Here is a 13,635-nt window from a genome sequence, read left to right as displayed (position 1 = left end):
GATCGCGGCACCGAAGTATCGCCCGCTCTGCTGGGCCGCCGCGCCGAGCGTGGACGCGGCGGCACCGGCGGAAGCGGCACCGGCGGAGACCTGGCCGGTCACCGCCGTGAGCGTGCCGAGCACGAGGGTGCCGAGTGCGCCGGCGACCAGTGCCCGGCGAAGACCCCCGAGGGGTCGTCGGGTGCCGGGCGGGGGTATGGCGTTTGTGCCCATGCCTGAGCCTCCATAACTGCGTCACGGGAAAGCGGAAACGCGGGGGACGGCCCCGCGAACTCGACGCCGCGCCCATTGCCGGGGAGGCACACCACGCGGGGCGTCGCAGACGACGGCCCTGCTGCGTACCACCGGCCCGGCCGTAGGAGGACGCCTTGGGGACTCAGTGTGGAAACCTCCCCGAAATACGTCAAGGCGGCCCAGAAACTTTCGGATTTCCTAATGAGGCATGCGGACTCGGTATATGTTCCAACCTTTGTCCCTGCCTCCTGAAACCTTGCGGGATCATCGCGCCGGGGAGAGTCATGGCCGATGTAAGTTTCAGCACCGTGCACGCACCGATCAGAGGGTGGGAATCCCCGACGGCACCGGATGGGCCGTGCTCGGCCGCACGCACCCTCGGCGTCCCGGGCGCCGGAGCCCTGACGGCACCCGCGGCCTCACAGCGGGTCGGGAGAGGCGGGCCTGGACAGGCGGCGGGTCAGGAGCGGCGGGTGCCGGCGAGCAGCCGTTCGCAGGAGTCGAGCAGGCGCTGCCGCAGCGGCCTCGCCCGCTCGGCGAACCCCCGCTGCTCGGCGGCGTACTCGGCCCGTCCCTCGGGCGTCTCGATCCGGATCGCCCGTTGACCGAGCGAGCTCAGGTCGTACGGGCTGGCTCGCATGTCCACGGCGCGGATGTCGCGGGCCAGCGTGAAACAGTCGGCGACCAGCTCACCGCTCACCAGCGGCGACAACTTGTACGCCCACTTGTACAGGTCCATATTGGCGTGTAGGCAACCCGGCTGCTCCAGCTCCGGCTGCCGCTCGCGCGTCGGCTGCAGCACGTTGAGCGGGCGCGCCTCGGGGGTGAAGAAGCGGAACGCGTCGAAATGGCCGCACCGCACCCCCCGCTGCTCCACCACCTCCGCGATCTCCTCCCCGCTGAGCCGCAGCGGCCAGGCCTCATGCCGCACCTCCTCGGCCTTGTAGACCATCGCCCACTCATGCAGGCCGAAGCAGCCGAAATATCCCGGCCGTGCCGCGGTGGCGGCCAGCAGCCGCATGATCCACTCGATGGAGGACCCGCGCCTGTCCATCAGCGCCGCGGTGTCGAGCGTGGCCCCCTCCGGAGTGTCGAGGTAGTCGCGGCCGAAGTCGCGCGCCCCCCTCAAGATCACCCCGGCTCCCGGATGCCACTTCCGCAGCCGCGCCGGCCGGTGCCCGTAGTAGGTGAACAGGAAGTCCTCGATGGGATGGGCCTCGCCCCGCGCCCTGCGCGCCAGGTGCGGCTCCGCCCACACCTCGACCCGGCGCCGGTGGGCCTCCGCCCGCGCCCGCCACTCCTCCGGTTCCAGAACCTCCACCGCTGAATGGTACGCGCGGGCCGGCGGTGCCCTGCGGGCGGCCCGCACGCCCAACCCGGCACGGACGCACGGGGGTGGTCGTCACCCGGCACGGACGCGCGGGGTGACCTCCACCCGGCGCGACCTCGGGAAAATCCTCGCGCGTTCGCGGGAGGACTTTCGCGTCGCCTCCGGACCGGCCTCGACGGGTTCCCAGCTGGGAGAACGGCGTTCCGGCCGGGCGAAGGACCGGGGCCTCCTGGCCTCCGAACGAACTGGGCGCTTGACTGCACCTTTCTCCGGGCGTAAAAGTGCGAAAAGAGTTGGATAGCGCTTTCCCACCCTTCGTCCACGAGCGACGTGACGGGTCTGCTCGGCGTACTCCGCCGCAGGTCAGCCATGCCCAAGGCCCCCAGCCAGGGAGTTTTGGGCGGGCTCGCACGCCGCCCGACGGACATCGCTCGCCGGTGCCCCGGCGACGCCGGCGCGTGACCGCGGAACGCGGCACGCTCGCGTCGCCGGTTCGGTCCCGGCGCGAGGCCATGGCCGACCGGGCCGGGAGCACGGCCGGTCGGTACTGACGGAACTTGGAGGTTCCACGGTGCGAAGAAGGAAAGGGCTCGGCGGCTCGCCGTTCACCGCGCTCGCGACGAGTCTCGCTCTCGCGGTGATCGGGGCGCTGGTGCTCGTGGCGATGCCCAGCGCGCTCGCCGCGTCGTTGTTCGGCGACGACTTCGAGGACGGCAACTCCAACGGCTGGTCGAAGTCCGGGGGAAGCTGGTCGGTGGTGGCCGACGGCTCCCGGGCGTACCGGCAGTCCGGGACCGGCGCGGACGCCAGGACGGTGGCCGGCACCGGCTGGTCGGACCAGGCGGTGCAGGCGCGGGTGAAGCCGATCGCGTTCAACGGCGGCGGGCGCTACGTCGCGGTGCTGGCCAGGGCGCAGAGCACCGGCAACTACTACTTCCTCGGGTTGAGCAACTCGGGCTCGGTCGTCCTGGGCAAGCGGACCGGCGGCGCCCCCACGACCCTCGGCTCGGCCGCGGCGACGGTGACCCCGGGCACCTGGTACACCCTCAGGCTCGAGGCGTTCGGCACGACGCTGCGCGGCTTCGTGAACAACGTGGAGGTCGTCTCGGCGGCCGACTCCACCTTCTCCTCCGGCAAGGTGGGCCTCGCCGGTTACTACGCGAGCGCCTCGTTCGACGACGTGCTGGTGACCGACACCGGCGGGCCGAGCGAGCCGCCGGTCACGCCCACGGTCACACCCACCGTGTCACCGCCCCCGGGCACCTGCCCCACCTCCGGAACGCCCGTCGGGTTCGCCTCGGTGAACGCCTGGGGCCGGAACGGGACCACGGGCGGGGCGGGCGGACCGACCGTCGAGGTCGACACCGCGAGCGAGCTGATCTCCGCGATCGGACAGAGCGGGCCGCTGAACATCTGCGTACGCGGGATGATCACGGTTCCGGCCGGGATGCACAACGTGACCTCGAACAAGACGATCGTGGGCATCGGCTCCGGTGGCGGCATCAGCGGCGGCGGGCTCAACATCGGCCTCCCCGCGGACAACGCGATCACCTCGCCGCCCGCGAACGCCGTGAACAACATCATCATCCGCAACCTGACGTTCCGGAACGCCAGCGACGACTCGATCAACGTGCAGATGTTCTCCCACCATGTCTGGATCGACCACAACGACCTGGCCGACGGGTACGACGGGCTCATCGACATCAAGCGCGGCTCGTCGTACGTCACCGTGTCGTGGAACCACACGCACGACCACACCAAGAACATGCTGCTCGGCCACGACGACGGCAACAGCGCGCAGGACGTCGGCCGGCTGAAGGTCACCTACCACCACAACTGGTTCGACCGGACCCCGCAGCGCAACCCGCGGGTGCGGTTCGGTGAGCCGGTGCACGTGTTCAACAACTACTACGTCTACAACACCGACGCCGGGGTGGTCTGCCAGCTGAACGCCGGTTGCCTGGTCGAGGGCAACTACTTCGAGAGGGTCGAGGTCCCGGTGACGAACACCTACTCCGGTACCGCCGGCAGGTGCGTCGCGCGGAACAACGTGCTCGACGCCTCAGATCCGCCCGAGTGCAGCGGCAGCGTGCAGGAGGCGAGCTCGTACTACGGCTACACCCTGGACGACCCGAACTCCGTGAAGGCGATCGTCAGCGCGGGGGCCGGGGTCGGCAAGATCGGCGGCTGATTCCCCGGGGATGTCCCGGGATCCCGTGAAGTCCTTCGGACCGGGTCCCGGCGGGCGGCTCGCCCGAGCGCCCGCCGGGACCCGCGGCGCCTTCCGCTCTCCACGCCTGAGGATCGGCACGCCTGAGAGCCAACACCTGGGGTCTCCCACTAATCGAGGCGTACGGTGACCGTGTTCGAGCCGCCGCCCCGGCCCGCCAGACGTCCGAAGGTGAGCGTGAGGCCCGCACCGGTCGTGGCGCTCGCCAGGAGGGGATGCCCGCGGAGCACCTCGGTCACCGGCCGGTTCCAGGTGACGGTCAGCTCGTCCAGGTCGCGCCGGGGATCCGACACGGTCAGCGTGGCCGTACCGTCGCCGCCCTCCCTGACGAGGACCGCGCACGGGGCGGAGGCGGCGAGGTCCCCGGCGGCTCCGTCGTTCCAGAAGTTGACGGCGGTGATCCCGAGTGACGGTACCCGGACGCCCTGCTGCCGGGTGGTGTTGGCGAGCACGCGCGCCCAGCCTGGGTCGGCGGCGCGGGCCCGGGTCTCCGCGAGGCTCGCGCCCGGCAGCAGCAGGTAGACGTAGCCCGCCGAGACGGGATCGACACCGTGGTCGAGCCAGAGGGTCACGTAGCTCCGGGTCACCGGGTCCCGTCCGCCGGCGCGTTCCTCGCGCAGCGTGCGCAGGCGGGTGCCGCAGGGCAGGACGTAGCCGCCGTGTCCCTCCAGGTGCGCCCAGCCCTTCCCGTCGTCCACGGTGAGAACCGCGTCGGTCCTGCGGTTGTCCACGATGGTCTCGACGGGTACGCCGTCCTCGGCGGTGATCCCGGCACCGAGGCAGACCACCGCGTCGTCGAGGAAGAACCACGACTTGAAGGCGTCCAGGGTGCTGTCGATGCCGTTCAGGTGCTGGCCGACCGTCGCGTACACGCCGTCGGTGGCGCCACCCACCCAGCGGCCCGGCGGACAGGTGTCGCCCCACGCCTCACCGGCGCCGTCGGCCAGCCGCCGGGTGGAGACGGTCGTGCCCGGCAGGCGGTAGGGGTCGACGGTGGTCCAGAAGGAGTCGGAGTACTGGTCGCCGTGGCCGCCGGCCCACCAGTAGAGCATCCCCGAGCCGGTGTGCCAGCCGCGGAGGTTCTCGCCGTTGCCGTGCTCGTAGTGGCCGACGCGGTGGGAGGCCATGCTGAGGCCCGCGCACCAGCCCGGCCCGCGGTGCACGGCGCGGGCGCTCATCGCCAGCAGCCGGTGCCCGATGGGTTCCTCGGCCGCGGGGACGGCGTCGTCGTCCAGGATCGCGGCGAGGCGGGCGTGGAATCCCAGGTCGTCGTCCTCGGCCGCGTCGAGCATGGGCCGGTGGGTGTCCCGCAGCGCCCACCCCTTGACCATGCCCTGCCAGCGGGACCGCTCGGCGGCGGAGGCCGTCTCCCCCAGCAGCAGGATCGCGGAGGCGATCGCGCGCCCCCTCCGGTGGTCGCCGTACGGCTGCCTGCCGATCGCCCGGCCACTGACCAGGTCCATGCAGAAGCCGTCGTGGACGACCGGCGCGAACGTCCTCTCGACGCTGTCGAGAACAACCTGCCTGTTCGGGTCGGTGACCTCCCACGGCGAGCCGCGCAACACCGCGAACAGCGTCGCGAGACCGGACAGCAGCGTCGCTCCGTACGTGCCCTGGTAGGGGATGGTCGTGTGCTGGACGAAGGAGCCGTCCCGGTAGAACCCGTCGCCCTCGGAGACGTAGGGGAAGACCGGGGAGAGCGCGGAGACGGCCAGCGCGGCCTTCGCCGGGTCGGAGCCGAGGATGGCCCGCAGCAGTGTCACCACGCACAGGTCCACCCGGTTGGCCCCGGTGCTGGTCCCGCTGTAGTCGTCCAGGCGGCACTCGGGCAGGAAGTGGTCCACCGCCTCCCGCAGCGCCCCGCTCTGCCGCTCCGTCAGGTGCGGGCCGATCAGCAGGGCCGCGTCGAGGAGGTTCCTGGGGGTGCCGATCTGCCAGTACCACCAGTTGCCGACCTGGTCGGCGCCCGCGGCGTACACCCGCCGCCGATAGTGGTCGACGCCACCCGCGACGGCCGCGGCCAGGCTCGCGTCGCCGGTCAGGCCGGTCCCCGGCAGGGCGTACGCGCGGGCCATGGTCCGCAGCCGGGCCGGGGTGGCGCCGAGCGAGGGGAACGCCAGGTCGGGCCAGAGCGACGCGCCGGCCGGCGCCATGGCGTCCCGGTACCCAGCCGCCCTCCTCCCCAGCATCGCCAGCCGGGTCCGGTACGGCTCGGCCGTCGCGTCGAACCCCGACCCCGCCGTCACGTCCCGCCACCGGTGGCGCAGCGGGGCGAGGGGGTCGGCCGGCGCGCGCGGCGTGGTTTCCGGGTGCGTGGTTCCGATGCGCGCCTCCACATGCGCGGTCTCCGTATACGCGACCTGCGCCGGGATCAGCGCCCCCGTCGCGGCGACACCGCCGAGCTGAAGAAACGATCTCCGGGAATGTCGGTTCACGCCTAGATTGTCAGGTGGAAATCGTCCTCACCGCGGATACCACGCCGCATCGCTCCCGTGTGACCGTCCTCGGGGATCAGAGATCCACGTCGCGGGAGGCGACCACGCGGACCCCCTCGGGTTCGTGACCCGCCGGGGTGACCACGACCCGCCTTCCCTCGTCCTCGTAGCCGTGCTCGGTCAGCCACAGCAGGGTGTACGGGTCGAGCCAGCTGAAGTCGACCGGGGAGGCGGGCGAGAAGATGTCGTCGCCGGACGAGACGTCATCGGTGTCGCCTTCGACGATCGACAGGGTGTACGCGGTCATGGCAGCCTCCGGGCCGTGGTCTTCCTCGGAGAGGTCCATACCCCCGGGGACGACCGCACTCCCCTGACCTGGTGATACCCGCAGGCGCACGCCCTTGCCCGACCCGGCCTCCGCAATGACGGCGATGCGGGGAAGGCGCGGCCGTACCGGCCGGCGGCTGCCTGTAACGCACATCACACGAAAATACAACAAAAGCCACATAAGGTATGTAGCGGACAAATCTCCCTCGTGAAGGGCTTCCTCCCGGGGCGCGTAACGGCCGGTCGCGAAGAGCGGCTCGTCCCCGGCGGAGGCGAGTCCCTCCCCGATGTCGCCCGGAGGCCCCGCCTTCTCTCCGGGCCCCCTCTCCGGCGCGCCCGCCGGCCGACCGGAAGGTCATGCGGTGAACCAGGACGGCACCAGCCCCCACACCGACTTCGAGATCGACCTCACCCTTGAGGAGACTCGCCGCCGCGCCGCGGTCATCGCGGCGCTGGAGCCGGGCTGGGACCCGGTGGCGGTGATGCGGAGCGAGGAGGAGGCGTACGACCTCCTCTACTCCGGTCTCGACGAGCGGCAGCAGGAGACCTACGACATGCTCGTGGCCGCCGGCGTGCTCCCCCGGAGGAGGCCCGGCCGTGCTGCCACTTGATCCACACGCCGACCTCGGGCGCAGGGCATGGGTGCCCTGTCCCGCCTGCCGGGACCACCGCGACTGCGACGACTGCCTCGGCGGGCGCAACTGCGGGGAGCACTGGCGCTATCTCCTGGCCAACACCGGGAGCCTGCTGCACCTGCAGTGCCCGGGGTGCGCCCACCTGTGGAACCACGAGACGGGTTTCGGCGCGGGCGGCGGAGCCACGCCCCGCTGACTTCCCGAAGGCGCCGGCCCACCGAAGGCGCCGAGCGGACGGCAGGCCACGCCCCGCAGAAAGCGCCGAGCGGGCGAGAGGTCACCCCGTCGACCCGCCGAAGGCGCCGACCGGACGAGGCCGGGCGAGGCCGGGCGGGGATCGCCCCGGACGCCCCGCGGCCCCTGGACGGCGACGTACCCGTTCTTCCTCGTCCCGGGCGATCGCGTGCCCGCGCGTCCCGCCGGGCGGCCCCCGAGGGCGGAAGGCCGCCGCCCGCGCACCCCTGGAAAAGCGGGGGTTCCAATTACCCGAACGCGGGCCGGGAGCCGAACCACCAAACAGAGGAAACGCATACATATCAAGTTGCTATGACGGCTTGCACCAATCAGAAGTGGGAAACGGTACCGCGATCTTCCCGTGCGCGACGAGAGCGCGGACGGGCGCCGGAAAACCGAACAGGAGGCGAACGCCCGGCCCGCGTCAGGGAAATGGCAGCTCAACAAGAAACGTGAAGGATCATCCGAAACCCCGGTAAGGCCGCACTTCTCTAGAGAGCCGGTGGCACGGTCCACCCGAAGGATGGCAGCAGGTGGGGGCATTGCCGGTTTCGGACGGGCCATATATCCACTTAGGTGTTATTTATAATCCAATAACCATAAGTGGCAATTACTGAGCCCTTTACCTTCCAAATAGATCACGGTCAGTCTAATATTTGGACCTATGTCATGGCGTGCATCAGATTTCCCAGATGGACAGGCTGGGTCCTCTGGCCGTGGCAGTGGTTCCTCTAGGCACGATTCCGAACACGCATCCGACTGGCATCCCGAACGCCTCCTGTCATTCGATTGGCGGAAGGTTATTCTGTTCACGGCCGTGTTAGCGATCATCGCCGTGGCGGTGTTCTGGCTCGCGACCAGAGCGCCCTCCGGTTCGTCCCTGGCGGCGAACCCCACCCCCGACCCTTCGGACACCGGCTGGGAGAAGGCTCCTTCCTCGCCTTCACCGACGCCTACCCCCGCCCGCTCCACTCCCAAATCGACCCCGAAACCCGCCGGAAGCGGCACGGCCAAGTCCCCCCGTCCCGAGGCTACCCCCACGAAGCGGCCACGGACCGAGACCAGAACCACCCCGCCGCCCGCCGACCCGCCGGCCGGATCCCGCTCGCCCCAGCTCACCGCCAAGGAGGCGTACGGCATCCACGGCCGCTACCAGCGGGGGTTGTCGGTGGCCCAGGCCAGGAAGGACCAGGCGGCCATGGCGAAGCTGGAGCACGGGCTCGCGCTGGAGATGACGAGGGCGGGTTTCAAGACCGCCGAGATGCAGGGAACCTCACTCGCGACGGGGATATGGCCCAACCCCCAGGTGTGGATCCCGCGTCACGTGGAGGGCGCCGCCGACTGGTTCGTGGCGGTCTCGTACGAGCCCGGCGTCGCGCGGATCGTCGACGTGATGAGCTCGGCCCCCGGCGGCTGGCGGCTCGTCGCCTCGGCCGCCGACACGCGCGCCACCCCGGCGCGGTTCCCCAAGATAGCGACCGACGGCGAGGGGTACGCGACGAGCCTCCCGGAGAACGCCACCGGGCTGAGCTCGACCCCTCGCCAGATCGCCCGCGCGCATCTGGCGAGCCTGGAGAACGCCGAGGTCGACCCGCGGTTCGACGAGGGGCCGTGGACCAGCGAGACCGCGCTGTTCTGGCAGCGGGAACGCGTCCGGCTGGAGCAGGCCGACTGGAAGATCACGCTGTCGTACCGGCTTGAGGGACCGGTACGCGCGCTCAGGACCAGTGACGGGGGCGCTCTGGTCTGGTACGGAGCCCGATCCACCGAGCTCCGCGAGGCGGTGCGGGAAGGGGCGAAGGTCAAGCTGAAGGGCTCGGCCGCCGTCCGCACCCGCAACAAGGCCTTCGCCCACTCGGTGAGCGCCACATACGGCCGCATGTATGTGACACATGTCCCCCCCGCCGGCTCGAACGAGCCCGCTCGCGTGCTGGGCGAGTGGAGCGACGTCCTGGAGAGCCACGGCGACTGACGTTTTCACCGGAAGAAAAGGAACATTCTAATGACACCCTCACGTAAGCCATCGCGCGCGACGGTGATCACTGCGAGTGTCGCGATCGGTGTCTTCGGCGCCGGCGCCGGGCTGGGAACCGTCATCGCCATGCGCCCCGATCCCGGCGAAGGGCAGGTGATGCGGCTGGCCGCGGGCACGTACCTCCTCGACGACCAGGCGGGAGCCTGGACGTCGAGCGCGGCACCCGGCGGCGACCAGCCGCTCCCGCTCTCCGGCGCCGACGCGGGCAGCACGATCGCGGACGGCGCCAGGCGGGCCGCCGCCGCCGGGGACCAGCGGGTCTGCCTCACCGCCACCACCGACGGGCACGCGCTCGGGGGCTCCGCCGAGGGCTGTGTCGCCCTCCCCGTCCTGGGCGTGGCAGCCGCCGCGGCGGCGCCCCTCCAGCGGCCGGGAAACCCCAAGAGCACGCCGACCCCGCCTTCGGCCCCCAAGACGACCGCGCCGACGAAACCCGCGACGCCCAAGAAGGCCGACCCGCCGCCCAAGCCCGACCCGGCACCGGTGCAGCCCGCTCCCAACCCCGGGCCGGTGCAACCTCCCGCTCAGCCCCCGCCGGCGAACAACCAGCCCGTCCAGCCTCCCCCTCCACCGCCTCCGACCCCGACGAAGAAGATCAGCGGCAACATCTCGGAGAGCGAGAACGAGAGCGGCAGCGTCATCCAGCGCCCCGTGGAGAAGAAGGTCGAGCTTGTCACGCCGCCCAAGCCGGCTCCCGAGTCCGGCGGGACGAGGTCCTCTGGCCCGTCGCGGCCGTCGCAGTCCAACGGGGGAAACGGGCGGTCGCAGCCCCCGGCCACCAACGGCGACAGGCAGCAGCAGCCTCCAGCCACCAACGGCGACAGGCAGCAGCAGCCTCCAGCCACCAACGGTGACAGGCAGCAGCCCCGGCCCACCGGCGGTCTCAAGCCCACGCAGCCCCAGCCCACCGGCGGGAACAGGCAGCAGCCCCAGCCCACCGGTGACGTCAGGCCCCCGCAGCCCGGGGACAACGCCAGGAACCCCCGGCCGACGGGCACCCTGAGGCCGGCGATCCGGTCGGGCCCCGGCCGGCCGCTCGTGCCCTCGGGCGAGGTCACCCTCCCCACGGCGCCTCCCGAGACCAGGCCGACCGGCGACGCGCCCTCGACGCCGCCGACCTCGGTGGCACCGACCGCGCGCGGCGGCAGCCAGGCTCCGGTCCAGCCGCCCGGTGGCCAGAGGCGCTCGCAGGCGCCCAACCCCTCGCGGACGCCTCCCCCGGCCGGACCTTCCCGGCCCGCGCAGCCGCAGCCGTCCGTCGGCCCCGGTGAGAACGCGTCGCAGGGTCCCGACGGGACCGTGCTCATGCCGGCCGACCCGCGGCTTCCCGGCGGCGGGCCCGACGGCGGCGTCTCGCTGCCGGTCTTCGAGAACCCCGAGCTCCTGCGGCGCGCCTACGAGGCCCTCGGGCTGGACAGGGGCATGCGCTACACGGACGAGAACGGCGTGTGGGACCTCAACATCGCCCCGCCGGGCACCCCGCCGTGCCGCAACTACACCACCGAGGAGATCCAGGCGCTCAGCGCGTCCCAGGGCCCGAGCCCGTCCTCGGGCGCCCAGGCGATGATCCCCCGCGACTCGTGCCTGTGGCCCGCCTTCATCCGCTGGCTCTACGCGGAGCCCGCGCCCGGTCAGATCAGCAACTGGACCAAGTTCACCGGGCTGCCCCAGCGGAACCTGGAGCTCGTGGTGACCGATCCCCCTCCCGTCCCGCTTCCCAGCCCGATCCCCAGCGAGAGCGTCGTCCCGCAGCCTGACCAGGGACAGCCCGACCAGCGGCAGCAGGGCGTCCCCGGCGAGGAGGAGCCCTGGCAGCCGGACACGGGCGGGCTGGACCCCGCCCAGCCGGGACCCGAGGACGCCGTGGCCCCCAGGGACCCCGGAGACGGCGGAGACGACGTCCCCGAGCAATGGCCGGGCGAGAACACCGCTCCCTTCCGGTCCGACCAGGGCCGGTCCGACCAAGGCCGGGTCGAGCCGGACCCGGTCGAGTACGACGGCCGATGAGCACACCCACCGGAACCGGGCGTCTCACGCCCGGCCCCGGCCAGGGGGCGGCCTGGGTGCGCGAGCACGGCGCGCACCTGATGGACTACGCCGCCTCCCACCTCGAGTCCGGCCGGGCGCGCGCGGCGGTCGTCGCCGCGCTGGCGGCCGGCCGGGTCGAGGCCGCTCCCGGGGACGTCACGGCCCGGGGGCGGCTGCTGGCCGCACTGCGACGTGACTGCCGCACCTCTCCGGGGTACCGGGAGCGGTACGTGCCGGGTTCGGGGCCCGGCATGCCCGACGCCTCGCTGATCGAGCGGGTGTGGACGATCGTCGACCCCCTGGGCACGGAGACGCTCAGGCTGACGTACCGCCACGCGCTCGGCATGGAGGATCTCTCCCATGTGCTGGCGATGCCCGTCGACGAGGTCGGCAGGCTCGCCACCCGCACCCAGGACCTGATCGAGACCCTGGTGAGCGGGCTGGACGCGCTCGCCCACGGGCGGCGTACCTGCCCGGAACTCGCCCCGCTGGTGGAGACCGTCTTTCCCGGCGTCTTCCCCGCCGGTCTCCCCGAGGGCCCGGCGGGCGGGCGGGCGGCGTCCCCTCCCGCCGACCCGGAGGGCGCCCAGGCGCGCCTGCTCTCCCACATGATCAGGTGTTCCGTGTGCACGCGGCCGATCAACATCCGCTACACGGTGCCGCAGATGATCTCCCATCCCCCGGTCGCGCCGCTCTCCGCGGAGGAGCGGCAGCGGCTCACGGACGCGCTGCCTCCCGAGGTCTCCGCCGAGGCGTCCGCGGAGGCGGCTCCCGAGGTGATCCCGCCCGCGCGGCCGGCCCGGGGCGGGTCTCCTCTCCTGTCCGCTCCTCCGGGCGGGGGGCGGTCCCCGGTCCTTCCCGCGCCCCCTCCGGGGGGCCGGACCCCCGCCCCGCCCGGGCACCGGTCCATCGCCCCATCCGGGCACCGGTCTCCCGCCTCGCCCGCCTCCCCGGCCGGGGGCGGCGTCCCTGCCGTCCCTGCCGTCCCGGCCACCCCGGCACCGTCGGCCGCGGCGTCGCCACCCACGCCCACGCCCAGGGTCCGCATGCCTCCCTACCCGCCGGTGGCCTCGAAGCCTTCCACGAAGCCACCGGCCGCGACGCCGTCGAGCACGGCACCGGGCACGGCACCGGGAGACAGGCCCGCGACGGGCTCCTCCGATCCCGCCAACCCTTCGGGACTGCCCCCGCTGCCCGCCCTGCCGCCTCGCAGGACCCGGCCGGCCCGCCCGCCGTCCGCGCCACCCGTACCCGGGCACGACACCCCGCTCTACGACGCCCTGCTCACCCAGGCGTGGGCGCGCGAGGTCCTCGCCCAGAGCGAGGAGCTCACCGGCACCATCCCCAGGCAGGCGCCGCCCGCCCCCGAACCCGTCGTCAAGCCCGAACCCGTCGTCATCGCCGGGCAGGCCTCCGTCGAGATGCGCGACACCGCGACCCGCGAGACCGCAAAACGCGAGACCGGCGTACGCGACGCCGCGACACGCGAGATCGGGGTGCGCAACCGCGAGACCGGGCTGCGCGACGACGCCCAGGTTCCCGCGCTGCGCTTCCACACCGAACCCGACGACCGCCCCGACGAGGAGCGGATCGAGATGGGGATCCGCGTGCTGGAGGCGCTCAGCTGGGCGGGCGCCCGGATCAGGAACACCACGATCAAACTCGTCATCATCGTCGTGGCGGGCGCGGCGGGCACCCTGACCGGGATGAACCTGCTCGGCCCCGCGATCGAGTCCGGAGAGCCCGCGAGCTCGCTGCAGGCGTCCACCAGCCAGGCCACCCGGTCTCCGCCTCCCACGGCCGGTGCGCCGGCGCGGCAGGACGGGCTCGCCTCGCGCCTGCGGGTCCCGCCCGTGGTGACGCTGGACGAGTTCGGCCTGGGAAGCATGGTCCTCACCATCTCGGGAGAGCCGCTGAAATGGCGGATATCGGCTCCCGGCCTGGCGGTGACCCCTTCCAGCGGCACGCTGCGGGAAGGGGTCACGCAGGTGATCAACCTGCGCGCCCACCGGGTCCGCAACTGGTGCGGCGCCCCCGCCTCGGTCACCGCCCCGATGACCGTTCACGGCCTCGACGACTCGGTCAGCACGACGGTGCGCTGGCGGACCTGCTGACCTTCCATCCCCCCAAGATCGCTTTTCGAGAAA

At 72.3% G+C, this 13,635-nt stretch carries 9 protein-coding genes and 1 pseudogene; 6 read left to right on the top strand and 4 right to left on the bottom strand.

Going from position 1 to position 13,635, the window contains the following annotated elements; genetic code table 11:
* Both ACTOQ2_RS20980 and ACTOQ2_RS20975 read right to left on the bottom strand, forming a co-directional pair.
* A pseudogene (locus ACTOQ2_RS20980) lies at positions 1 to 213 on the bottom strand (endo-1,4-beta-xylanase); the annotation flags it as partial.
* A gap of 481 nt (positions 214 to 694) precedes the next feature.
* A complete protein-coding gene (locus ACTOQ2_RS20975) occupies positions 695 to 1,555 on the bottom strand; it encodes a 3-methyladenine DNA glycosylase (protein ID WP_440070570.1) in 861 nt (286 codons plus the stop codon).
* Between the two features lie 580 nt (positions 1,556 to 2,135).
* Here ACTOQ2_RS20975 and ACTOQ2_RS20970 point away from each other — a divergent pair.
* Positions 2,136 to 3,755 (top strand): pectate lyase family protein, encoded by a 1,620-nt coding sequence (locus tag ACTOQ2_RS20970; RefSeq protein ID WP_440101503.1) that lies wholly within the window; start codon positions 2,136 to 2,138, stop codon positions 3,753 to 3,755.
* Between the two features lie 149 nt (positions 3,756 to 3,904).
* On the opposite strand, the gene ACTOQ2_RS20965 is transcribed toward ACTOQ2_RS20970, so the two are convergent.
* Positions 3,905 to 6,229 (bottom strand): polysaccharide lyase 8 family protein, encoded by a 2,325-nt coding sequence (locus ACTOQ2_RS20965; RefSeq protein WP_440101501.1) that lies wholly within the window; start codon positions 6,227 to 6,229, stop codon positions 3,905 to 3,907.
* Between the two features lie 76 nt (positions 6,230 to 6,305).
* Positions 6,306 to 6,536, bottom strand: a complete 231-nt coding sequence (locus ACTOQ2_RS20960; protein WP_440101499.1) for a hypothetical protein — start codon at positions 6,534 to 6,536, stop codon at positions 6,306 to 6,308.
* 382 nt (positions 6,537 to 6,918) lie between these two features.
* On the opposite strand from ACTOQ2_RS20960, the gene ACTOQ2_RS20955 reads away from it, so the two are divergent.
* The 5 genes from ACTOQ2_RS20955 to ACTOQ2_RS20935 all read left to right on the top strand — a co-directional run bounded on the left by ACTOQ2_RS20955 (position 6,919) and on the right by ACTOQ2_RS20935 (position 13,602).
* Positions 6,919 to 7,167 carry a DUF6400 family protein gene (locus tag ACTOQ2_RS20955; protein WP_440070579.1) on the top strand — a complete coding sequence of 83 codons (249 nt, stop codon included), beginning with the start codon at positions 6,919 to 6,921 and terminating at the stop codon, positions 7,165 to 7,167.
* The gene (locus ACTOQ2_RS20950; RefSeq protein WP_440070580.1) at positions 7,154 to 7,387 is read left to right on the top strand and encodes a hypothetical protein; all 234 of its coding nucleotides are present in this window, start codon (positions 7,154 to 7,156) and stop codon (positions 7,385 to 7,387) included. The genes ACTOQ2_RS20955 and ACTOQ2_RS20950 overlap by 14 nt, the downstream gene beginning before the upstream one ends.
* Positions 7,388 to 8,242: 855 nt before the next feature.
* Positions 8,243 to 9,397, top strand: a complete 1,155-nt coding sequence (locus ACTOQ2_RS20945) for a hypothetical protein (RefSeq protein ID WP_440101497.1) — start codon at positions 8,243 to 8,245, stop codon at positions 9,395 to 9,397.
* Between the two features lie 30 nt (positions 9,398 to 9,427).
* Positions 9,428 to 11,467, top strand: coding sequence for a hypothetical protein (locus tag ACTOQ2_RS20940; RefSeq protein WP_440101495.1), 2,040 nt, complete (start codon positions 9,428 to 9,430; stop codon positions 11,465 to 11,467).
* Entirely contained in the window at positions 11,464 to 13,602 is a 2,139-nt protein-coding gene (locus ACTOQ2_RS20935; protein ID WP_440101494.1) for a hypothetical protein, read from the top strand. The genes ACTOQ2_RS20940 and ACTOQ2_RS20935 overlap by 4 nt, the downstream gene beginning before the upstream one ends.
* Positions 13,603 to 13,635 lie beyond the last annotated feature (33 nt).

The sequence above is a fragment of the Streptosporangium sp. H16 genome (genome assembly GCF_051918855.1).
Classification (GTDB): domain Bacteria; phylum Actinomycetota; class Actinomycetes; order Streptosporangiales; family Streptosporangiaceae; genus Streptosporangium.
Note: the sequence above shows the minus strand (reverse complement) of the source record. Positions and strands in the feature narration are given on the sequence as shown.

What these genes read in the sequence shown, in the direction of transcription:
- ACTOQ2_RS20960 (WP_440101499.1), bottom strand. Translation starts at nt 6,536, where the DNA reads ATGACCGCGTACACCCTGTCGATCGTCGAAGGCGACACCGATGACGTC.
- ACTOQ2_RS20940 (WP_440101495.1), top strand. Translation starts at nt 9,428, where the DNA reads ATGACACCCTCACGTAAGCCATCGCGCGCGACGGTGATCACTGCGAGT.
- ACTOQ2_RS20935 (WP_440101494.1), top strand. Translation starts at nt 11,464, where the DNA reads ATGAGCACACCCACCGGAACCGGGCGTCTCACGCCCGGCCCCGGCCAG.